Annotated in this window: 16 protein-coding genes; 11 read left to right on the top strand and 5 right to left on the bottom strand. The window is 60.2% G+C overall.

What is annotated here, in order from left to right:
• Nucleotides 1-276: 276 nt before the first annotated feature.
• Nucleotides 277-2,712, top strand: a complete 2,436-nt coding sequence (locus tag GOQ28_RS12775; RefSeq protein ID WP_442862102.1) for a DUF3772 domain-containing protein — start codon at nucleotides 277-279, stop codon at nucleotides 2,710-2,712.
• On the opposite strand, the gene GOQ28_RS12770 is transcribed toward GOQ28_RS12775, so the two are convergent.
• The 3 genes from GOQ28_RS12770 to GOQ28_RS12760 all read right to left on the bottom strand — a co-directional run bounded on the left by GOQ28_RS12770 (nucleotide 2,680) and on the right by GOQ28_RS12760 (nucleotide 4,781).
• The gene (locus GOQ28_RS12770; RefSeq protein ID WP_160356713.1) at nucleotides 2,680-3,441 is read right to left on the bottom strand and encodes a TSUP family transporter; all 762 of its coding nucleotides are present in this window, start codon (nucleotides 3,439-3,441) and stop codon (nucleotides 2,680-2,682) included. The genes GOQ28_RS12775 and GOQ28_RS12770 overlap by 33 nt on opposite strands.
• A gap of 50 nt (nucleotides 3,442-3,491) precedes the next feature.
• Nucleotides 3,492-4,373, bottom strand: coding sequence for an EamA family transporter (locus GOQ28_RS12765; protein ID WP_160349222.1), 882 nt, complete (start codon nucleotides 4,371-4,373; stop codon nucleotides 3,492-3,494).
• Between the two features lie 108 nt (nucleotides 4,374-4,481).
• Nucleotides 4,482-4,781 carry a YciI-like protein gene (locus GOQ28_RS12760; protein ID WP_160349221.1) on the bottom strand — a complete coding sequence of 100 codons (300 nt, stop codon included), beginning with the start codon at nucleotides 4,779-4,781 and terminating at the stop codon, nucleotides 4,482-4,484.
• Between the two features lie 104 nt (nucleotides 4,782-4,885).
• Here GOQ28_RS12760 and GOQ28_RS12755 point away from each other — a divergent pair, with 104 nt between their 5' ends.
• From GOQ28_RS12755 to GOQ28_RS12710, 10 genes are all read left to right on the top strand, one after another.
• The gene (locus GOQ28_RS12755; protein WP_160349220.1) at nucleotides 4,886-5,176 is read left to right on the top strand and encodes an antibiotic biosynthesis monooxygenase family protein; all 291 of its coding nucleotides are present in this window, start codon (nucleotides 4,886-4,888) and stop codon (nucleotides 5,174-5,176) included.
• 12 nt (nucleotides 5,177-5,188) lie between these two features.
• Nucleotides 5,189-5,974, top strand: a complete 786-nt coding sequence (locus GOQ28_RS12750; protein WP_160356712.1) for a hydroxypyruvate isomerase family protein — start codon at nucleotides 5,189-5,191, stop codon at nucleotides 5,972-5,974.
• Between the two features lie 109 nt (nucleotides 5,975-6,083).
• Nucleotides 6,084-8,675, top strand: coding sequence for a bifunctional aconitate hydratase 2/2-methylisocitrate dehydratase (acnB, locus tag GOQ28_RS12745; RefSeq protein WP_160356711.1), 2,592 nt, complete (start codon nucleotides 6,084-6,086; stop codon nucleotides 8,673-8,675).
• A 590-nt stretch (nucleotides 8,676-9,265) separates the two neighbouring features.
• The gene (locus GOQ28_RS12740; protein ID WP_160356710.1) at nucleotides 9,266-11,323 is read left to right on the top strand and encodes a TonB-dependent siderophore receptor; all 2,058 of its coding nucleotides are present in this window, start codon (nucleotides 9,266-9,268) and stop codon (nucleotides 11,321-11,323) included.
• A 143-nt stretch (nucleotides 11,324-11,466) separates the two neighbouring features.
• Nucleotides 11,467-12,042 (top strand): transglycosylase SLT domain-containing protein, encoded by a 576-nt coding sequence (locus tag GOQ28_RS12735; protein ID WP_160349059.1) that lies wholly within the window; start codon nucleotides 11,467-11,469, stop codon nucleotides 12,040-12,042.
• A 171-nt stretch (nucleotides 12,043-12,213) separates the two neighbouring features.
• The gene (gene acnA / locus GOQ28_RS12730; RefSeq protein ID WP_160356709.1) at nucleotides 12,214-14,913 is read left to right on the top strand and encodes an aconitate hydratase AcnA; all 2,700 of its coding nucleotides are present in this window, start codon (nucleotides 12,214-12,216) and stop codon (nucleotides 14,911-14,913) included.
• Between the two features lie 155 nt (nucleotides 14,914-15,068).
• A complete protein-coding gene (locus tag GOQ28_RS12725; protein WP_160356708.1) occupies nucleotides 15,069-16,271 on the top strand; it encodes a DUF2863 family protein in 1,203 nt (400 codons plus the stop codon).
• 11 nt (nucleotides 16,272-16,282) lie between these two features.
• Nucleotides 16,283-17,524 (top strand): elongation factor P maturation arginine rhamnosyltransferase EarP, encoded by a 1,242-nt coding sequence (gene earP / locus GOQ28_RS12720; protein ID WP_160356707.1) that lies wholly within the window; start codon nucleotides 16,283-16,285, stop codon nucleotides 17,522-17,524.
• A 150-nt stretch (nucleotides 17,525-17,674) separates the two neighbouring features.
• On the top strand, nucleotides 17,675-18,232 hold the full coding sequence (gene efp, locus GOQ28_RS12715; protein WP_160349055.1) for an elongation factor P: 558 nt from the start codon (nucleotides 17,675-17,677) through the stop codon (nucleotides 18,230-18,232).
• Between the two features lie 88 nt (nucleotides 18,233-18,320).
• Entirely contained in the window at nucleotides 18,321-18,827 is a 507-nt protein-coding gene (locus GOQ28_RS12710) for a DUF1178 family protein (protein ID WP_160349054.1), read from the top strand.
• A gap of 51 nt (nucleotides 18,828-18,878) precedes the next feature.
• On the opposite strand, the gene GOQ28_RS12705 is transcribed toward GOQ28_RS12710, so the two are convergent.
• A complete protein-coding gene (locus GOQ28_RS12705; protein WP_160356706.1) occupies nucleotides 18,879-19,586 on the bottom strand; it encodes a DUF2968 domain-containing protein in 708 nt (235 codons plus the stop codon).
• A gap of 142 nt (nucleotides 19,587-19,728) precedes the next feature.
• Entirely contained in the window at nucleotides 19,729-21,822 is a 2,094-nt protein-coding gene (locus tag GOQ28_RS12700) for a pilus assembly protein TadG-related protein (RefSeq protein ID WP_160356705.1), read from the bottom strand.
• Nucleotides 21,823-21,849 lie beyond the last annotated feature (27 nt).

The raw sequence follows: 21,849 nt of genomic DNA, 5'->3' as shown, positions 1-21,849 counted from the left end.
CGGCCCCACCGCCTGAACCCGTAAATTCGTGTTCGAGCAGCGAAGGAACGAGACTATACACGAATTTTGAGGCCTGTGGCAAATCGGACGAAAAAACTTCAATTAACGAGGCGTGTCCTTCTATAGGTGACTCGTGCTGCCCTGCTCTCTCTATATATAGAGGGGCGATCCCGCTGACTGTTTCCTATCCGTCACGAACGCCGATTTTTGTTGCAACAGTCGTGCGTCTGCCTTGCTATGCTGCTTGATCTATCTGAATCTCAAGGTCTGCACGCCATGTTGATGCTCTCGCGCGGGTCGCGCGTTGGCTTGATCCAATTCTTTGTTGGAATGCTGCTGATATTGGTTTTGGGGCTAGGCTACGCAAGCGCCGCCTCGAATGAGCGCCCCCCAGAGCCTGCAGACGTCGACGCAACCCTGTCACAGGCGCGCAAGCAGATCGATCAAATTCGGGAGCACCTGAGCGACGGCGGAGCGGACGCCGAGTTAGTGCGGTGGCGCAACGAGGTGTTGGATATACAGTCCGAAGCGACTGGTCTGGCCGAGTCGCTTGCGCCGCAGTTGGCAGATGTAACGGCCCGCTTGTCGCAACTCGGGCAGGCTCCAGAGGGTGCGCGCGAGGCAGCCGATGTCGCGGCACAGCGTGCGCAACTGCAGCAAGACAGTCGCAAACTAGATGCCCAGACCAAGTTGGCGCGCCTACTCGCGGTGGAAGCTGCCCAAACCGCGGAGCAAATTTCTGGTCTGCGCCGTAATCAGTTTCAAGCTCAGTTGGGCGAGCGGCGGGATTCCATCCTGGGGGATGCTTATTGGCGCGAGCTGCGGGGCGATCTGCCGCGTGACTGGCGTCGACTGCGAGACTTGGGAGCGGAACTCAGGAAGTCCGCGGCAGCCACGGATTCGGGGATCTGGGCCGGGCTGGCTGCAGCGATTATCGCGACTTTGTTTCTACGCAAAGCATGCAGTCGTTGGTTGCTGCGAATCACCGCGACGCGCGTTCCCCCGGGGCGATTGCGTCGGTCGTTTTTGGCGATCGGCATCGTCGTCCTGACCTCGGCCACGCCAGGCATCATTGCCGGTCTTCTCTATTTAGGATTGACCTGGAACGCTACGCTGGACAATGACACGCTGACACTGTTGCAAAATCTGGCGATCGTGACCTGCTTCGCTGGCTATGTCGCAGGCCTGGGGCGTGCCTTGCTCTCGCCAGTCCGTTCGAGTTGGCGCCTGCCTAACATTTCGGACAATCTGGCGCGGGCCCTACGCCATTTCCCCACCGCAGTGGCGATATTGGTGATGTTGATCTGGTTGGGAGACCATCTGCCGATTCTCATTAACACCAGCCTGACCAGCACTATTCTGACGGCATCGTTGACCGCCCTCATGCTGACGGCAACGCTGGGCTGGGGATTGAGGCGATGGCAAATCGTCACCCGGGCAGAACTAAAGGGTGAAGGAGCCACACCAGTGCATCGGCCTTTGTGGTTGGCGGTGATGGCGGCGATTGCCTGGGTCACACTGATTTGTAGCACTGCCAGCATTTTGGCCGGCTACGTGGCGTTTGGCAGTTTTCTGGTCAAGCAGGCGATGTGGACGTTGGCCGTGTTGTGTTCGGCCTATTTGCTGTCCATCCTCATTGCGGATGGGTTTACGACGCTACTGACCCCTGCGCCGCGCAATGATGAAGAAACGGCCAAGCGCTCCCACGGACAGGCTGCTGTACTGCTTGCAGGGATGGGCCGCGTGACAGTTGGGTTTCTCGCCGTGTCGCTGTTGGTGGCGCCTTTTGGTAATGGCCCATCGGATCTGATGCACCGGATGAACCTGGTGCTGGGCGGGCTGCAAATCGGCGAGGTGCAACTACGGCCTCGCGCGCTGATGCAGGCGTTTGCCGTGCTGGCGGTATGCCTGATATGCGTGCGGGTATTGAAGAAATGGTTGGCGAACCGCTATCTGCCCACGACGGCGTTGGACCCGGGCATGCAGCTTTCGGCGGCGACATTGTTCGGCTATGCGGGCGTAGTACTGGCGGTCGCGCTGGCGTTATCGGCATTGGGCCTCGGGCTGGAAAGAGTGGCGTGGATCGCCAGCGCGCTGTCGGTGGGCATCGGCTTCGGGATGCAAGCCGTGGTGCAGAATTTCGTGTCGGGTCTCATCCTATTAGCAGAGCGGCCTGTCAAAGTAGGCGACTGGGTGTCACTAGGCGGGCTGGAAGGCGATATTCAGCGGATCAACGTACGCGCGACGGAGATTCAGATGGGGGACCGTTCCACGGTGATCGTTCCGAATTCCGAGTTCATTACGAAGACTGTGCGTAACGTCACGCACGAGAACCCTATCGGTGTGGTTCAGGTAAAGCTGCCCATGCCGTTCGACACGGATGTGCAACGCGTACGCGAGATATTGCTGGAGGCGTTTACGGCTAATGAAGGTGTGTTGGAATCTCCGCCTCCGGAGGTGTTTCTGGAGGGTATCGAGAATGGACGACTGCTGTTTAACGCCAAGGGCTATGTGAGCACACCGCGTAACGCGTACGGTGTGCGCAGTGCATTGCTTTACGAGGTCTTGCAGCGCTTGGCCGAGGCCAAACTGCCGTTGTCTACGCCGTCGACCATGGTGTTAGCGCCGGGGAACGCACCGTCGATAGTTGGGGACGATGATGGAGCAGATCGACCGAAATCAGGACAGCAAACTACTCAGCGCGGGAATTAACAACCCTAAGCCCGACGCCAACAGCAGCACGAACACCAGCCTTTTCACCGTCTGCACTGAGCTGGCTCGAGCACGGTGGCGCGCCCAGGCGCTCATCATGACAACTACGGGCAAGGCTTCGGCAGCGAGCCAGACGGAAGACAAGGAGAGGTTGCCGCTCGCGGCGACCAGACCGAGTCGTAATGTCGCGTTGGCGGCAAAAAGAATCAGCAGGCTGTTTCGGATAAGGGCCAGTGGCAAGGGTTGCCGGTACAGGTGATACACCATGGGTGGACCGGCTGCGGAGAAAAGCCCGCCTAACAGACCTGATACCAATCCGAACGAGATAAACGAAGAACGGGAGGAAAGGCGCTCTCGCGGACGTGTGCGTATCACGAGTAGCAGCGCGCAGACGAGGATGGTGAGACCTAGGAGCGCGCGCGCCAGGAGCGCCGCATTCCCGGCGATCCACTCCAGCGCCATCACGCCACCCACGACGCCAATCAGGCTGGCTATCATAGGTGCGCGCATCATGCGCCAATCGAGTTCGTGTCCCGCTCCACGTAGCGCCACCACAGCGTTGACCAACGTGAGCATATTGACGGCGTTGACCATTTCGGGAAGCGTGGCCAAGGAAAACAGGCCGGTTAAGCCAAGCAAGATCAGCGCAAAGGCAAAGCCCGTCATCGTCTGGGCGTAGGAGGCCAGCGCGACAAATGCGAGGTACAACAGGTGATCGATACCGCTCATATTTCAATACGACAACAAAGACCGCAACGGCTGGCCGTGACGCCTGGAGGTTACCGCTTTCCTCCTGACCGGCTGGCGTAGATGTTTAAGGCCAAACCGCCCAGTACGAGTGCGGCCGCGAGAATCTTCCACATGGGCAGCGCTTCGCCCAATAGCGCTGCGGATGACAGAATGCCAAAGATCGGCACTAGCAGTCCCATGGGTGTCACGGTGGCGGCAGGGTGGCGCGCGAGCAACCAACCCCAGACGCCGAATCCGAACACAGTATTGCCTACCCCTTGCCATAGCGCTGACAGCCAGCCCGTCACACTGGCATGGGTGAGCGCGTGCATGATGTGAGTGGGACCATCGACGATGAGGCTGATCAGCAGCAAAGGTGGCACCGAAAAGAGCGAGCTCCACGCGGTAAAGGACAGCATATTGACGCGCCCAGCGCGCCGCATGGTCATATTCGTGCATGCCCAGCAAAAGGCAGCAGTCATGACCAGACCAAAACCTAGGAGCGTGATGGCCGACGTAGCGTCCGTGGCGCTATACCAGGCCACCAGCGCATAACCACAGGTCGCGCAGATCAATGCAGCGATCTGCAGCCCGCGAATGCGTTCGCTATTGATCACCATCGTCATGAGGATGGTAAAGAACACCTGAGCCTGCACGACCAAAGAGGCCAGCCCCGGAGAGATGTCGTGGCGCATTGCCCAGTACACCAGGCCGAATTGCCCGACACCGAGCAATAAACCCGCGCGGATCAATAAACTCCACGGTACGGCCGGGCGGCGCAGGAGAAATACCCAGGGCAGCGCTGAAAGTGCGAAGCGCAAAGCGGCAAATAGGAACGCCGGAAATTCATCCAGCCCCCACTTGATGACGACAAAGTTCGTCCCCCAGATGAAGACAACCGTCAGCGCCAGCAGCAGATGAGTAAAGGGCATGGGGATCGATGTCGCAAGACTGGCGAGGGCCGGTGAGCCGGCCATCATAAGCCCTGGAACCGCCACACCGCCAGCCTGCGATGGTTACTGACGCCGGGCTGAACGACGCTATGCAGGAATGGGATGCTCGGCGAGATCGCCGATCACGGTCGTCCACGGTCGCACGCGCCATTGTTTGACGAGCCCTTCTTTGACATAGGGGTCGGCCTGCGCGAAGGCTTCCGCGACGGCGGGTGAATCGGCCTTGAAAAGCAGGATCGCCTGGTCGGCCGGATCGGCAAGCGCACCGCCAAGGACGAGCTCGCCACGCTCCGCGGCGGCGCGCGCGAGTGCCAGGTGCTCTACGCGGTAGGCCCCGCGTCGTTCGAGGTAGTCCGGGGTCAGATCGTAAAACATTAGATAGTGCATGGCGGCTCCTGCGCTAAAGTCACGGGTACAGCGTGATCATACTTTGAGGCACGCTGCGTGATCCTAGCCGTTTCTTTCCAACAATATATATAAGAGGTATATCCATGGTCCATGAAATCGCCAGCATTCTGATTGCCGAGGGGCACGAAGCCCAATTCGAGGCAGCCGTTGCCCAGGCAAAGCCCTTGTTTTTGCGTTCTAAAGGCTGCCACGGTTTGGAGTTGCATCGCGGCGTGGAGAATCCGCGGCAATACACGCTGGTCGTAACTTGGGAAACGGTGGATAGTCATCTCGTGGAGTTTCGCGCGTCGGATGAATTCACGGAATGGCGCCAACTGATCGGGCCGCATGTCGAGCAAGGTCCGCAAGTCCACCACGAAACCCGCGTGCTGTAAGGAAGATCGACGATGAAACTGGCGGCGAACTTGTCTTTGTTGTACCCCGGCCTGCCGATGGCGCAACGTATTGAAGCGGCGGCGCAAGACGGATTCGAAGGAGTGGAGATTCTGGCTCCTTACGACATGGAGCCGGAAGCGCTTGCTGCGCTCTTGCGGGCGCATGGCGTGAAGTTGGTGCTGATCAATACCCCGCTCGGCCCAAACGGGGAGAAAGGTCTCGCCAGCTTGCCCGGTCGTGAAGCCGAGTTCGAGGCCGGTCTGCGGCAGGCGTTCGCGGTGTGCCAGGCAACCGGATGCAGAGCCATCCATGTCATGGCGGGTCAAGTGCCCGAGGGTGGCGACCGGGCGCAACATGAAGCCACGCTGATCGCCAATTTGCGGCACATGGCGCCGGTCGCTGCGCAAGCGGGAATCACGCTGACGTTGGAGGCCTTGAATCGCCAGGACGTGCCCCGCTATTTCTATTATGTGGCGGATCAAGCGGTGGAAATCCTGCAGGCGGTTGACCACCCCGCGGTGCGACTGCAATTTGATTTCTATCACAGCCAACGAGAGAAGCTGGATCTGAACGGCACGCTGCGGCGGCTGTTGCCGTGGGTGCATCACGTGCAGTTTGCGCACGTCGAGGGGCGGCACGAACCTGACCCCACAGACCCGGCCGTGGCTGCGGTGCTCGAGACCTTGGTGCAGGCCCGTTATCCGGGATGGATCGGCTGCGAATACACGCCCGCCGGCGATCCGCACGAGGGCTTGAAATGGCGCGACGCGTACCACGCGCTCGTCCGTCGGCCGTAATGAGATCAGGTCTTATATAAGATATAAGACGCTTGCCCCACCCGTTTGCACCCTCTACAATCGCTGCCTATCACCCTTCCCGCAACCCGATTTTTGAGCAGGCTACCTCATGCTGGAGAAGTACCGTCAACACGTTGCCGAGCGCGCCGCGCTGGGCATCCCCCCGCTGCCGCTATCGGCACAACAGACCGCCGATCTGATCGAGCTTTTGAAAAACCCGCCGGCCGGCGAAGCCGACTTTCTGCTGGAATTGCTGACCTATCGCGTTCCCGCGGGCGTGGACGATGCCGCCAAGGTTAAGGCTTCCTACTTGGCAGCAGTCGCGCTGGGCAAAGAGTCGTGTGCGCTGATCACCCGCGCCAAGGCCACGGAACTGTTGGGCACCATGTTGGGTGGCTACAACATCAGCGCGTTGATCGAGCTGCTCGACGACGCCGAAGTGGGCACGATTGCCGCTGAGGGCCTGAAGAAGACCTTGCTGATGTTCGACGCCTTCCATGATGTGAAGGAAAAGGCCGACCAGGGCAACGCCAATGCGAAGGCCGTGCTGCAGAGCTGGGCCGATGCGGAATGGTTCACGAGCCGCCCCGAGCTGCCCGAGAGCCTGACCATCACGGTTTTCAAGGTTCCCGGCGAAACCAACACCGACGACCTGTCGCCCGCCCCCGACGCGACCACCCGCCCGGACATTCCGATGCACGCCTTGGCGATGCTGAAGAACAAGCGCGAAGGCGCGGCGTTCGAGCCCGAAGAAGACGGCAAGCGCGGTCCGGTGAAGTTCATCGAATCGCTGAAGGAAAAAGGTCACCTGGTTGCCTACGTGGGCGACGTGGTGGGTACCGGCTCGTCGCGTAAGTCGGCGACGAACTCGGTGCTGTGGTTCACGGGCGAAGACATCCCCTTCGTGCCGAACAAGCGCTTTGGCGGCGTCTGCCTGGGCGGCAAGATTGCCCCGATCTTCTACAACACGATGGAAGATGCCGGCGCGCTGCCGATCGAGCTGGACGTTTCCAAGATGGAAATGGGCGACGTGATCGAGCTGCGCCCGTACGAAGGCCGTGCGCTGAAGAACGGCGAAGTGATCTCCGAATTCCAGGTGAAGTCGGATGTGCTGTTTGACGAAGTGCGTGCCGGTGGCCGGATTCCGCTGATCATCGGTCGCGGCCTGACGGCCAAGGCGCGTGAAGCGCTGGGTCTGCCGCCCTCGACGTTGTTCCGTCTGCCGAAGAACCCGGTCGATTCGGGCAAGGGCTTTACGCTGGCACAGAAGATGGTGGGTCGCGCTTGCGGTCTGCCGGAAGGCCAAGGCGTGCGTCCGGGCACGTACTGCGAACCGCGTATGACTTCGGTGGGCAGTCAGGACACGACCGGCCCGATGACCCGTGACGAGCTGAAGGATCTGGCTTGCCTGGGCTTCTCGGCCGATCTGGTGATGCAATCGTTCTGCCACACGGCTGCCTATCCAAAGCCCGTGGACGTGAAGACGCACCATACGCTGCCGCAATTCATCAGCACGCGTGGCGGTATTTCGCTGCGTCCGGGCGATGGCGTGATCCACTCGTGGCTCAACCGTATGCTGTTGCCGGATACCGTGGGCACGGGCGGTGACTCGCACACGCGTTTCCCGATCGGGATTTCGTTCCCGGCTGGCTCGGGTCTGGTGGCGTTTGCCGCTGCGACCGGTGTGATGCCGTTGGATATGCCGGAATCGGTGTTGGTGCGCTTCAAGGGCAAGATGCAGCCCGGCGTGACGTTGCGCGATCTGGTTAACGCCATTCCGCTGTATGCGATCAAGCAAGGTCTGCTGACGGTTGCCAAGCAAGGCAAGAAGAACATCTTCTCGGGCCGTATTCTGGAAATCGAAGGTCTGCCGGATCTGAAGGTCGAGCAGGCGTTTGAATTGTCGGATGCTTCGGCTGAACGTTCGGCGGCGGGTTGCTCGGTGCGCCTGAACAAGGAACCGATCATCGAGTACATCAACAGCAACATCGTGATGTTGAAGTGGATGATCGCCAATGGCTACGAAGACGAACGTTCGCTGCGTCGCCGTATCAAGGCGATGGAAGCGTGGCTGGCCGATCCGAAGCTGTTGGAGCCGGATGCTGATGCTGAGTACGCGGCTGTGATCGAGATCGATCTGGCTGATGTGCATGAGCCTATCGTGGCCTGCCCGAACGATCCGGATGATGTGAAGACGCTGTCGGAAGTCGCTGGTGCGAAGATCGACGAAGTGTTCATCGGCAGCTGCATGACGAACATCGGGCACTTCCGCGCGGCTTCGAAGCTGCTGGAAGGCAAGCGTGATATCCCGGTGAAGCTGTGGGTGGCGCCGCCGACGAAGATGGATGCGCAACAGCTGACCGAGGAAGGTCACTATGGCGTGTTCGGTTCGGCGGGTGCGCGTACGGAAATGCCGGGATGCTCGCTGTGCATGGGTAACCAGGCTCAGGTGCGTGAAGGCGCGACGGTGATGTCGACGAGTACGCGGAATTTCCCGAACCGTTTGGGCAAGAACACGAATGTGTATCTGGGCTCTGCGGAATTGGCGGCGATCTGCTCGCGTCTGGGGCGGATTCCGACCAAGGAAGAGTACATGGCGGATATGGGGGTCATTAATAAGAGTGGCGACCAGATCTATCAGTACTTGAACTTTGATCAGATCGATGATTACAAGGATGTGGCGGCGGTGATTGAGGTTTAAGGCCTTATTGCTGTTGGTTTATGCCTTGACGCCACGGTAGTGGTGGGAAGAGCGGCTCTGGGAGGTTTCCGGGGCCGCTTTTTTTATGTGGGGTGGAGGGTTTGGGTCGTGGTGGCGGTGGGTATTACTGGTGGCGCACTCATTTGAGTTCTTGAGACGCCGCTGATCGGGGCGCGAGCGGTGGCGGCCCTGTCGAAACGGCTCGCCCCCATGAGCAAGGGGGCTCGGTCCCTGCGGGACTGCCCGTTTCTCTACGGGCCGCCACCGCTCGCGCCCCGCTCAGCGGCTGCTGCGTCTTTGGGTGAGCGTCGTTTTGTTTGTGTCTGTGGGGCTGGGCTGGGGGCTGAGAGCGAAGGGGATTGTTGCGGGGAGTTACGTTAGTTGCTTTGTGAGTTGGAGCTTACGATAATCGAACCCGTTCTTATTCCTATTTTGGTTTACTGGCTATGCCTATCCAGACTACATCGCTCCGTGCGCCCTTCTTGCCCGGCCGTGTGCGCCCTACTCCGCTTTGTCTTGCGTTATGGACGGGGTTTGCCGTGGGAGCGGTCGCTGGAGCGCCCAGTCTTGCACAAACGGTTCAAGGGGGTGTGACAACACTGGAAGCCACTACGGTGACGGGCGATGCGAGTGTTTCTGCGCCGACACCGCTTGAGTACGCGGGTGGGCAGGTGGCGCGGGGTGGCCAGTTGGGGGTGTTGGGCAATATGGACAGTATGGATGCGCCGTTTGTGGTGACGAGCTTTACGTCGAAACTGATCGAGAATCAGCAGGCGCGCACGTTGGGGGAAGTGGTCAAGAACGATTCGTCGGTGCAGGTGGGGAACGGGTTCGGGAATTCGGCGCAGACGTTTTCCATCCGCGGCTTTGCGATGAATAACGATGATCTGGCGTTTAACGGGCTGTATGGGATTTTGCCCCGACAGGTGTTGCCGACGCAGATGGTCGAGCGGGTGGAGATTTTGAAAGGCGCTAACGCGTTTTTGAATGGCGCGGCGCCGGGCGGGTCGGGGTTGGGAGGATCGATCAATATTCAGCCCAAGCGGGCCGAGGTGGATCCACTGACGCGGGCGACGGTGGACTATACGAGTGATTCACAGGTCGGCGCGGGCGTGGATATTGGGCGTCGATGGGGCGAGAACCAGGAGTTTGGGATTCGGGTTAACGCGGCGCATCGGGATGGCGATACGAGTATCGACCATGCGGGCGAACGTATGACGGTGGGTACGGTCGGGTTGGATTATCTGGGCGAGAAGCTGCGGGTGTCCTTGGATGCGGGGTATCAGAAGTATCGGTTTTCGCAACCCCGGCCCACGATCGTGCCGATTGGCACGGGGGTGCCCTCGCCGCCATCGAATCGGCTGAATTATGGGCAGCCGTGGACGTATAGCGAGTTGGAGAGCACTTACGGAGTGCTGCGCGCGGAATATGATTTTTCCAGCGACTGGATGGGCTATGCGGCGATCGGGACGAGTCACGATCGCGAGCATGGCGATTATGGGCAGCCGCGGGTGGACGAGGATGGTAAAGGCACTGTGGCTCGGCTGACGGTGCCTTATACGCGTGACTCGGTCAGCGGTGAGGTCGGGGTTCGCGGGAAGTTTCGGACGGGGCCGGTAGGTCATCTAGTCAATGTGGGATTTTCTGGGCTGCAGTCGCGCGTGAGGCAGGCCTGGGAAATGAGCGACGCTAGCCCGATTGATATTTACGATCCGCAGTCTTTCCCGCGCCCGGCCACGACGTTTACGGGCGGGGATATGGGCGATCCACATATCAGCAGCCGCACGAACCTGAGCAGTGTGGCGTTGTCTGATCAGCTGTCGTTCTGGGATGACCGGGTGTTTCTGACCCTGGGGGTGCGACGGCAGACGATTAAGGACAAGCTCTACAACACTGAGGGCGTGCACGATACGACCTATGATCGATCGGTATGGACGCCGGCCTATGGTTTGGTGATCCGACCGTGGGAACAGGTGTCGTTTTATGTGAACCATATCGAGGGGCTGACTCGAGGCGACTCGGCGCCGCTGGGCGCGGTGAATTATGGCGAGACGCTGGCGCCCTATCGCACTAAGCAGACTGAGGCGGGGGTGAAGGTCGATCTGGGAGATATCGGCGGCTATGTGGGCGTGTTTCAGATCGAGAAGCCGGAGGCTTATACGAACTCGGACGGCGTTTTTGGGGTAGCGGGATCGCAGCGTAACCGAGGCGTGGAGCTGAATGTTTATGGTGAGCCGGTCAAGGGTGTACGGCTGTTGGGCGGGGTGACACTCATGGATCCGGAGCTGCGCGGCACGGCGGGCGGGCGTCAGGATGGCAATAATGCGATTGGCGTGCCGAGGTATCAGGCCGTGCTGGGCGCGGAATGGGATGTGCCGGAATTGACGGGGCTGACGCTGCAGGCTTATGTGCAGCGGCGCGGCTCGCAGTATGTCAATGCCGACAATACGGCGAAGATACCCGCATGGACGCGCTTGGATCTGGGTGCGCGGTATGCGACGAAGATCGACGGGCACGCGGTGGTCTGGCGCGCCGGGGTGGATAACGTCACGGATAAGCGTTACTGGGCGACGGTGGGCAACGATTTCGGGCAGCTCACGCAGGGTATGGGGCGCGTCTATAAGCTTTCGATGTCGGTGGATTTTTAAAACGCGACGTTGCTGCGCGCGTGTGACGGACCGGGGCGGGCAGTGGCTTGCTCGCTTTCTTGTAGGTGCGCTGCAGCGCAACAGACGCTACCAACCGCGCATACCGCTTAGAATTCGCCCATCCCCCGGATGAGGAATAGGCCATGACGCGCTGGCCGTTGGTATTGAGTTTGTTGCTGATATTGGGCGGGTGTGCAACCACCCCGCCATCGAACCCAGAAGATCTCTGCGAGATTTTTCGGGAGAAGCCGAGCTGGCGTAAGGCCGCGGTCAAGATGCGCGATAAATGGGGCGTGCCGGTGCAGGTGCCGTTCGCCATGATGTATCAGGAGTCAAGCTTTCGACATGATGCCCTCCCCCCACGCTATTACATCTTGGGTTTTATCCCGTGGGGTCGCGTCAGCACAGCTTACGGATACGCCCAGGCCAAGGATGAAACCTGGGCGGACTATAAGCGCGAAGCTGGCGGCTGGATGGCCAGCCGCGAGAATTTAGCGGATTCACTGGATTTCATGGGCTGGTATATCAGCAAGACCCAGCGCATCAATGGGGTGTCGAAGTGGGACGCGTACGGCCAGTATCTGAATTATCACGAAGGCTGGACGGGTTATCGCAATCGTAGCTACGACAAAAAAGCGTGGCTCAAGCGCGTGGCACAGCTTGTGCAGGCGCGCGCTGAACGGTTTGGCGCGCAGTATCGGAAATGTCCGGATGGCTGATCGACATCGGCGGCGGATGCTCGGGAACTTTGACGAGTGACCCAGGTCTTATATAAGATATAAGACATAAGACCGCACCACGCCGCGCATTGTGTCAACATACCATGACAAACTCGCGAAAACGCCACAAAATGGTAGCTTTACGCGGTCCAACACCCACGGAGTTCCATCATGCCGCATAACACGTTCAATACTCTGAAGAATTTCAAGATCGGCAGTAAGACCTGTCAGCATTACTCGCTGCCCGCCCTGGGCAAGGCCCTGGGTGTGGATGTGCAGCGACTGCCGGTGTCGATCCGCATCGTGCTTGAGTCGGTGCTGCGCAACTGCGATGGCCAGAAGGTCACCGAGGAGCATATCCGGCAGCTGGCGAACTGGCAGCCGAATGCCAAGCGAGAGGATGAAATTCCCTTTGTAGTCGCGCGTGTGGTGCTGCAGGATTTCACGGGCGTGCCTTTGCTGGCCGATATCGCGGCCATGCGCTCGGTCGCCGAGAAGATGGGCAAGAATCCCAAGCAGATCGAGCCGCTAGTGCCGGTGGATCTGGTGGTGGATCACTCGGTCATGATCGACTATTTCGGCACGAAGGACGCGCTGGATCTGAACATGAAGCTGGAATTCAAGCGCAACCAGGAGCGCTACCAGTTCATGAAATGGGGCATGCAGGCCTTTGACACGTTTGGCGTGGTGCCCCCGGGCTTCGGGATCGTGCACCAGGTGAACTTGGAGTACCTGGCCCGCGGCGTGCACAAGAAGGACAATATTTACTACCCGGACTCGCTGGTCGGCACAGACAGCCATACCACCATGATCAACGGTATTGGCGTGGTGGGCTGGGGTGTTGGCGGTATCGAAGCCGAGGCCGGGATGCTGGGTCAGCCGGTCTACTTCCTGACGCCGGACGTGGTGGGTGTGGAGCTGAAGGGCCAGTTGCGCGGTGGTGTGACAGCGACCGATCTGGTGCTGACGATCACGGAAATGCTGCGCCGCGAGAAGGTTGTGGGCAAGTTCGTGGAATTCTGCGGACCGGGCACGGCGAGCCTGTCGGTGGCCGAGCGCGCCACGATCGGCAATATGGCGCCCGAATATGGCGCGACGATGGGCTTTTTCCCCGTCGACGATCGCACCATCGATTACTTCCGCGGCACGGGCCGCACGGACGAGGAAATCGCTGCGTTCCAGGCCTATTTCAAGGCGCAGAAGATGTATGGCGTGCCGGACGCGCGCGACATCAACTACACCAAGCTGCTGACGCTGGATCTGTCCACCGTGGCGCCCTCGCTCGCTGGTCCGAAACGTCCGCAGGACCGCATCGAAATCGGCTATGTGAAGAGCACGTTCAAGGATCTGTTCTCCAAGCCGACGGCGGAAAACGGCTTTAATCAGCCGGCGGAAAAGCTGGATCAAACCTTTACCACCAGCGATGGCACGACGATCAAGAACGGCGACATTCTGATCGCGGCCATCACGTCTTGCACCAATACCTCTAACCCCAGCGTGTTGCTGGCTGCGGGCCTGTTGGCCAAGAAGGCAGTCGAAGCCGGGTTGACGGTGCCTAAACATATCAAGACGTCGCTGGCGCCTGGATCGCGGGTGGTGACGGAGTATCTGACCAAGACCGGTCTGCTGCCGTATCTGGAACAGCTGGGCTTTGATATCGCCGCTTATGGTTGCACGACGTGTATTGGTAACGCGGGCGATCTGGCGCCTGAGCTGAACGAAGCGATCATCAACAATGATCTGGTGTGCGCGGCGGTGTTGTCGGGCAACCGTAACTTCGAAGCGCGAATTCACCCGAATATCAAGGCGAACTTCCTGGCTTCTCCGCCGCTGGTGGTGGCTTATGCCTTGGCGGGCACGATTACGCGCGATCTGATGACCGAGCCGGTGGGTCAAGGCAAGAACGGCGACGTGTGGCTGGGTGACATCTGGCCGAGCACTGAAGAAGTCAATGCGCTGCTGAAGTTCGCGCTGGATCCGCAAGCGTTCCGCGACAACTACGGTCAGGTCAAGACGAACCCGGGCGATTTGTGGAAGAACATCAAGGGCGTGACGGGCGATACGTATAACTGGCCCGAATCCACCTACATCGCCAAGCCGCCATTCTTTGACGACTTCGGCATGGAGCCGGGTTCGATCCCGGTGATCCAGGGTGCGCGGGCGCTGGGCATTTTTGGCGACTCGGTGACAACGGACCATATTTCGCCGGCCGGCTCGATCAAGGAAACCTCGCCCGCGGGCAAATGGCTGAAGGAACACGGCGTGATGAAGGCCGATTTCAACAGCTATGGCTCGCGCCGCGGCAATCACGAGATCATGATGCGCGGCACCTTTGCCAACGTGCGCATCAAGAACCTGATGATTCCGCCCAAGGCCGACGGCAGCCGGTTCGAGGGTGGCGAAACGCTGTTCCAGCCCTCGGGTGAACAAATGTCCATCTATGACGCCGCGATGAAGTATGTGGCGCAGGGTACGCCCACGGTGGTATTTGGCGGCGAAGAATACGGTACGGGTTCTTCGCGTGACTGGGCGGCCAAGGGCACGCAGCTGTTGGGCGTGAAGGCGGTCGTGGCGCGCAGCTTCGAACGGATTCACCGCAGCAACCTGGTGGGCATGGGCGTGCTGCCGCTGCAGTTCAAGGGCGACGACAGCGCGGCCACGCTGGGTATCACCGGTAACGAGACGTTTGACATCTCGGGTCTGGAAAACGGCATCAAACCCATGATGGATGTGACCTTGACGATTCACCGCGCGGATGGGTCGCGTCAGGATGTCGAATTGCTGCTGCGTATCGACACCCCGATCGAGGTCGATTACTACGTGCACGGCGGCATCCTGCCGTTTGTGCTGCGTCAGTTGCTGGCGGCCTGATGGCTGGCTAGACGTGTGAAGCGAAGGCCTCCTCGGAGGCCTTCGCTGCATTGCGGCCGACACCTAGTATTTCAGCGCCTCCCCCGTCCGGATCGAAATCGGACCAGGGTTAAACTAGCGGGTTCCAACCTCTCTTTGACGCCCTTTCATCACACATGGTCCGAGTCCGCAGCTCCGTTTCTACCCGCCTGAACCGTGACGCGACGCGTCTGGTCTCGCTCGCCCTGTCGTTAAGCCGTTCCGGCAGCCGGGTCGAGGATGTGTATTGGGAGAAGTTGCTCGCCGATACGATCTCGAAGCTGTTGCGCAATACGCAGGACGCCACGCTGGAGGCCGCGCTGGAGCATCTGGCGCAGCAGGATATTGGCGCTTATGAAGTGTTGATCGAGCAGGCCGAGACACTGTCGGAATCGATGCAGATCGAGAAAGCGGGTCAACTGCACGATGTCCTGTTGATTGTGATTCCTATCGCCGCGTGGACGCGATACACGATTCCCACCGGGCCGCTGCCCGAATCGGCAAGTCAAACGCTGGCGGCGCATTTGCATGGGCATGTTCTGGCCGAGGGCACCCAGGTAGCGGTGATGCCGCAGTTGGTGAGCATCGACCAGATGCCTCGCACGTTTTCGGAAACATGGCAGTGGATGCAGCGACTGGGGCATCACGCCCTGGGTCTGGATGCGCCCAAGCCCGCCATGAACAAGGCCGATGAGCCCACCAATATGCTGGCCGATACGCGCTATGTGGTCGCATCGGTGACGACGCCGGCGGGCGCGCCGATTTTCCGCTGGCAAGAAGCGCCCGGCGTCGAGGAGAACAGCCGCGAGGCTTGCCTGGCGCAGTGGGTGGCGCAGGCGCAGCCGACGATCGCTACGTTGATGCCCGGATGCGGCATTGAGTGCCTGTTGCCGGATGCCTACTACGTGAGCAACCGCGAGGCGGACCGGCGCGTGCGCCCGATGTCGCTGCGCGCGGCCGTGACCTGGCTGGAGGGCGCCCTGGATGTGTCCGCCTCGGAACTGCGTGCCGTCGTCGCAGGCTGCGGCGAGACGCGCATCGAGGAATACCGGGTTGGCTTCACGGTCCGCAATAACAACGATGTGGTGTATGGCTGCATCTGGCCGGTTTATGGCCGCGAGGACGACACGGGCGAAGATGACAGCCAGCCAGGCGTGGTGGACCAAATCGCAGCCCACTTGAAGGAATATGGCGTGCATGAGGTGCGTCATATTCCTGGCGTGCTGCTGCCGGAGTTTTGCGAAGACTGCGGCGCGCCGGCTTTCCCGAATCCGTTGGGCGAGCTCGTCCATGCGGAACTGCCGGAAGACGCGAACTCCGCGCCAGCGAAGTTCCACTGATTTCCAATCCTGTGCGCGCCGATATTTTCTGCCGGGTCGTCGATAACTATGGCGATATCGGTGTGTGCTGGCGGCTGGCGCGACGGCTGGCGCACGGTCATGGTTGGCAGGTGCGGCTGTGGGTGGACGAACTACGGGCATTCGCGCGGATTCAGCCGGGAGTGTCGAGCGACCAGACGTGGCAGACGGTCGAGGGCGTCGACATTTTGCATTGGACGCAAGACGATGACTTAGCTGGGGTAATACCCGGCGACGTGGTGATCGAGGCGTTTGCCTGTGATCCGCCCGCCGCGTTTGTGCAAGCAATGCGGGCGCAGGTGCAATCGGGCGATCGGCAGCCCGTCTGGTTGAACCTGGAATATCTGAGCGCCGAGTCCTGGGTGGAAAGCTGCCACGGCCTGCCGTCGATGCAGGCCGACGGGCTGGTGAAGCACTTTTTCTTTCCCGGCTTCACCAAGGGCACGGGAGGGTTGCTGCGTGAGCCTGGGTTGAGCGCGCAGCGCGACGAGATGCAGGCTTCGCGGGAAGCGCAGGCCCGGTTTTTAAGCGAGACGTTGGCGGTAAAAGCGGATGCGTTGGGCCATTGGCATGGCGGTGCGCGGCTCGTGTCGCTGTTTTGCTATCCCTATGCGCCGGTGAATGCGCTGGTGCGCGGATTATTGGACGATGAGCGGCCTTCGCTGCTGCTGGTGCCCGAAGGGGTTGCGCCGGGGCTTGAGGAAACGCTGCGTGCGGCCAGGACGGCTGGCCGTGCGCATGCAGGCGCGCATCTGCGAATCGCGCGCGTGCCGTTCGTCGCGCAGCCCGACTTCGACCGCCTGCTGTGGTGCGCGGACCTGAATTTCGTGCGCGGCGAGGACTCGTTCGTACGCGCGGCTTGGGCGGCGCGGCCGCTGGTGTGGCAAATCTATGCACAGGATGAAGACGCGCACCTGGACAAGCTGCAGGCGTGGCTAGCTCGCTATCCGGGGCCGGCCGAGGCGCAGGCGTTGATCCGTGCGTGGAATCGGGCGCCGGACGCTTTTTCCAGCGACGATGGCGTCGCGACGGCGCGGGATACGGCGCCGGATCGAGCGGATGCCTGCACTGCGGCAGACTCGGATTTCAGCGCCGCGTTACGCGCTGCCCTGCGAGAACCTGCCTGGTCCGCCTGGCAGGCGGCCGCCCGTCGCTGGGATGCCGAGCAGGCCTCGCGGCGCGACCTGGCGGACAGTTTGGCCTTTTTTTGCGCAGAAAAGCTCAAGAAACGCTAGAATAGAGAGTTTTCCGAGTTCCTTTGCCTCGCGCTTCAGCGCTATGCAGGTCTCATTTTGACAGCCTCCCGGGGCACGTAGGGTCCGCTAGACCGGACATTCTGCGCGCAAGCACGGCGAGTGCGCTTTAACACCCGGAGTTTTTAATCAATGAAAACCGCTCAGGAATTGCGAGTCGGCAACGTGGTCATGGTCGGCAAGGACCCCCTCGTTGTTCAAAAAGCTGAATACAACAAGTCTGGCCGTAACGCCGCCGTCGTCAAGCTGAAGTTCAAGAACCTCTTGACCGCCTCGGGCAGCGAATCGGTTTACAAGGCCGACGAAAAATTCGACGTGGTCGTGCTCGATCGCAAGGAATGCACGTATTCCTACTTCGCCGATCCGATGTACGTCTTCATGGACGAAGAGTACAACCAGTACGAAATCGAAGCCGAGAGCATGGGCGATGCCCTGCACTACCTGGAAGAAGGCATGCCGGTGGAAGTCGTCTTCTATGACGGCCGCGCGATTTCCGTCGAACTGCCCACCATCCTGGTTCGTGAAATCACCTACACCGAGCCGGCCGTTCGTGGCGACACCTCGGGCAAGGTGCTCAAGCCCGCCAAGATCAACACGGGCTTCGAGCTGAACGTGCCGCTGTTCTGCGCCATCGGCGACAAGATCGAGATCGACACGCGCACGCACGAGTACCGCAGCCGCGTCAACTAATTGACTCGCCCGGGCTGCCGCGATGTCGGCGGCAGTTCCAGGACGGCGCCTGCGGGCGCCGTTTTACTATCGGGCTAACCTTATCGTCATGGCACTCAAAGTATTCGACCTGCAGTGTGATCAAGGCCACCTTTTCGAGGGCTGGTTTAGTTCGCATGAAGACTATGACGCGCAGCAAGCGCGTGGGCTGCTCACGTGTCCGGTGTGCGATTCCGCCAATATCACCAAGAAATTGTCGGCGCCGCATTTGAACGTGTCCCACCTGCGTGAGCCCTCGTCGCAGGCCAATGCCGTTGCGGCCAATCCCCCTGCTGCCGCGCCTGCGCGCTCGACGGAAACTGCCGTCGCCAGCGCCGACCATGAGGCTATCGCGCGTATACAAGCAGCGGTCTTGCAAGAGATGCGGCGCATTATCCGCAATACCGAAGATGTCGGCCCGGCGTTTGCCGAAGAGGCTCGGCGCATTCAGTCCGGCGAAGCCGACGAACGCCCGATACGCGGCACGGCAACGGCCGAGGAGCGAGCTGCCTTGACCGAAGAAGGCATCGAGATCATGGCGCTGCCGGATTTTCTCAACGACGATCGGTTGCAGTAGCAGGGCGCGGCCGGCGTCATCGGGACGCCATGCCTGCCCTGGCTATCAGCCTCAGCGACGCAGTAGATCCGATTGCACTTCTTTCGCCAGATTGAGCTCCGCCTGTTGAGCGCGTAATACTTCGATTTGGCGCTGCATAACGGCCAGTTCATTACGCAGCTGTTCCTCTTGCGCGGATAAAGCCGTCGCTTGTTGGCGAGCCTCTTCCTGACGGGCGGCGACTTGCTGGGCTTGTTGATCGCGCAAGGCCTGATCCGCGCGGAGTACAGCGAGCTCTTGATTGCGGATGGTCAAGAGACGTTCGGATTGAGCGTATTCGGCCTGCAGCTTGATGCGCGCAATCTCGACTTCTGCCAGTTCGGCGGACTGTTGGCTGAATGCACGGTACATCGCTTCCGCCTGGCTTTCCGACAGTGTCTGCACGACTCGCCAGAAATCCTTTTGCTGGAATAAGGCGACGTAGTAGACGAGATCCTCGGGCTTGAATAGCAGGCTCGCGCCATAGGTGCCGTTGTACGTGGTGCGCAGTTCGACGACCTGTCGGCTTTCGATGAGTGATCGCAGCGCATCGGCGGTAGAGCTGATTGATGCGGCCGGTGCGCTGGATGCCTCGAGCTGGGCAGGCGTTTGCACCGGAGTGCTTTGCTCGGCCACGGCCTGGCGGTCCTGCGGGGTGATGGCGGCGCATGCGGCCAGCGTAAACAATGCTGCGATCACCGTGGCGCTACGCGCGGCGCGATGAAGTTTACGAAGAGTCATGCAACCTCCCAAAAATGATGACGCGAGAATTTAACAGTTAATGACGAAGATGGCATGGTATTGAACTGTGCGGCTTGGCTTGGCGATCGGTGCCGAGAATAAAAGTGGCGATGGCGCGGTTCGTTCGACATGATGAACGTGATCAATACACGAGCCGAGGTTTGCCGCAATCAACGGATAGGAGCGATACGTCGGCCTCGCCCAGGTTCACGCCCAGCAGGGCGAGCAGCTTCTGCACGAGTAAGGAAAGTGGGTCAAGTAGCGGCTGCAGCAGCGCGAAGACAACGTTGAGCAGGCCGCTAAAGGCGTTGGTGCCCGTCAGACCCAGGGTTGTCACGCCGTTGATGCGGCAGTTGCGGATGTTGTCTGTGGTCATTCCCAACAGGCACACCGTGTCGGCGGTGACGCCGAGAACCGTGTCCAGTACGTTGCCCACGACGGTGAGCGTGCTGCCCAGGAAGCCCACTAAGCCACCATTCTTCACGCGCTCTCCCAGCCTGTTCATTTCCTGCGTAGACCAATTCAAGTTGTTGATGACATCGGAGATGGATCGGCCCAGCCCTTCACTGCCGACCAGACCTTTAGCAATGTCCTTCGCTTTGTCCTGAGGGATTTCCTCTTTTCGGCCGGTTAGATCACCCAATACGCCTGCGACTACCGCGTCTGCAACGTCTTTGCTTAATTCGGTCAGATCGATGTTCGTTGCAGCTACCGTGGCGGTTGAATCCTCCGATGGAGGTGCCGTTAACGTAACTGGCACGCCCTGCCCCTCGCGGAAAACTGGCAAAGCAATGTGACTCTTAATGGGAAGAATCCCGAGCACATTCAAAATTTCGAAGGGCTGAACCGAGGTGAAGGTTTCTTCGACACATGCATTGTCTGCCGAGAAAAAATCGTCAATGGATGACATGTTCTGGAACTTACCCAGGCATACATTGGCGACGGATGACTTCACCTTCAGCACGGCCTGTTGCGGGGCCAGCGGGGCTTCGCACACGCTGGTCAGTTTGGCCTCGGATTGCCCTATTTCCAGGATCAATGGCAGACGCACATGTGTCTTCATCGCGCCCAACACTTGGCCGAAAAAGGGAATGTTCCCAGTATCTGCGTACAGATATACACGGATGCCTGCGGTACTCGCCGACGTGCCCACGCCACCGATCCGAATCGCCGGCGGCTCGACCACGCGCACCTTGCTGGTTACGCCAAGCAGCGGTACATCGAGGCCTAAATCGATCAGGTTGTCTCCATTCGCAATCATCAAGCCGGTCTGGAGAATACTGGCGACTCCAATGTCGGCCAGCAATGCCGCTTGTGCGTCGGTTGCCAAATCCACATCGAATAGACCGCCGTCGCCAAACAGTTTGATATCCGCGTTCACGGGCGCGACTGCGAGCAGCACATTGACCATATCGGCGAGCAGTCCGACCTGTGCCTGGGCCGTTCCGCTGCCGCGCTCGACCAGCGCCAACGTGGCGTTAAGCAGCGCGCCGAGCTTCACCGATTCCAATGACGCCAACTGCTCGGGTGTGCCAACCCCTGCCAATGCCGACAAGGGCAGATTGAGCTCTTTCAGCAGACCTGATGGCGTGATGTTGAGGTTCAGCAGACCTGCGGAGTCCAATACGGTGAGTTGTTGCGGCGTCGCGCCCAGCGAGGCCAACAGTTTGCCGACAAGGCCGTTTGACCCCAAGCGCAGCAGGCGAGAGCCGACGGAGAACGCCGCGATGGGATCTGTGGAAGCGGCCGTGGCGACCACGCTGGCCTGCGCGCCTCCCATCCAGCCGGATATCACGCTAGGGAAAAGCGAGCTGAGTGATTTATCGATGCGGACCTGAACCGCGTTGACCCGTTCGCCCGGACCCGGCTCGAAGACATGTGAACCGTCGGCCTGAGTGCGTTTGGGATCCCACACCACGCATCGCACCGTCACGTCAGCGGGCGTGACTGCGTCCATAAATGATTGACCGTTCTCGCTCGCGCTCGCCCGCGCGGCCAAAAAAACGCTGGCCCCTGGCGCACAATCGGCGGCGGATCCGGTGGGCGCTAACACTTGCACCGCCGACAAGGCAGACAGATCGGCGGCCTTCTGGAGTTCGCGCTTCATGTAGTACAGATAGCCGATCTGGGCAGACATCAGGACCGCCAGGCAGATCAGAATCGCAAACACAGCCGATACCAGAATCGAGCCACGCTGCGATGGCTGCGCGAAGATAGGGTGCGGATACGGTTTCATGAGGATCCAGGAGGCAGCGCGCGTCGC

This window comes from Bordetella sp. 02P26C-1, from assembly GCF_009763255.1.
Classification (GTDB): Bacteria; Pseudomonadota; Gammaproteobacteria; order Burkholderiales; family Burkholderiaceae_B; genus Bordetella_A.
The sequence above is the reverse complement of the archived record's forward strand: the minus strand, read 5'-3'. Positions and strand labels throughout refer to the sequence as shown.

Excerpts from the sequence above, each read along its gene's own strand:
- acnB (WP_160356711.1), top strand. The coding sequence starts at position 6,084 with ATGCTGGAGAAGTACCGTCAACACGTTGCCGAGCGCGCCGCGCTGGGC.
- GOQ28_RS12710 (WP_160349054.1), top strand. The coding sequence starts at position 18,321 with ATGGCACTCAAAGTATTCGACCTGCAGTGTGATCAAGGCCACCTTTTC.
- GOQ28_RS12755 (WP_160349220.1), top strand. The coding sequence starts at position 4,886 with ATGGTCCATGAAATCGCCAGCATTCTGATTGCCGAGGGGCACGAAGCC.
- GOQ28_RS12775 (WP_442862102.1), top strand. The coding sequence starts at position 277 with ATGTTGATGCTCTCGCGCGGGTCGCGCGTTGGCTTGATCCAATTCTTT.
- GOQ28_RS12750 (WP_160356712.1), top strand. The coding sequence starts at position 5,189 with ATGAAACTGGCGGCGAACTTGTCTTTGTTGTACCCCGGCCTGCCGATG.
- GOQ28_RS12705 (WP_160356706.1), bottom strand. The coding sequence starts at position 19,586 with ATGACTCTTCGTAAACTTCATCGCGCCGCGCGTAGCGCCACGGTGATC.
- GOQ28_RS12735 (WP_160349059.1), top strand. The coding sequence starts at position 11,467 with ATGACGCGCTGGCCGTTGGTATTGAGTTTGTTGCTGATATTGGGCGGG.
- GOQ28_RS12770 (WP_160356713.1), bottom strand. The coding sequence starts at position 3,441 with ATGAGCGGTATCGATCACCTGTTGTACCTCGCATTTGTCGCGCTGGCC.
- GOQ28_RS12760 (WP_160349221.1), bottom strand. The coding sequence starts at position 4,781 with ATGCACTATCTAATGTTTTACGATCTGACCCCGGACTACCTCGAACGA.
- efp (WP_160349055.1), top strand. The coding sequence starts at position 17,675 with ATGAAAACCGCTCAGGAATTGCGAGTCGGCAACGTGGTCATGGTCGGC.
- GOQ28_RS12725 (WP_160356708.1), top strand. The coding sequence starts at position 15,069 with ATGGTCCGAGTCCGCAGCTCCGTTTCTACCCGCCTGAACCGTGACGCG.
- acnA (WP_160356709.1), top strand. The coding sequence starts at position 12,214 with ATGCCGCATAACACGTTCAATACTCTGAAGAATTTCAAGATCGGCAGT.
- GOQ28_RS12700 (WP_160356705.1), bottom strand. The coding sequence starts at position 21,822 with ATGAAACCGTATCCGCACCCTATCTTCGCGCAGCCATCGCAGCGTGGC.
- GOQ28_RS12765 (WP_160349222.1), bottom strand. The coding sequence starts at position 4,373 with ATGCCCTTTACTCATCTGCTGCTGGCGCTGACGGTTGTCTTCATCTGG.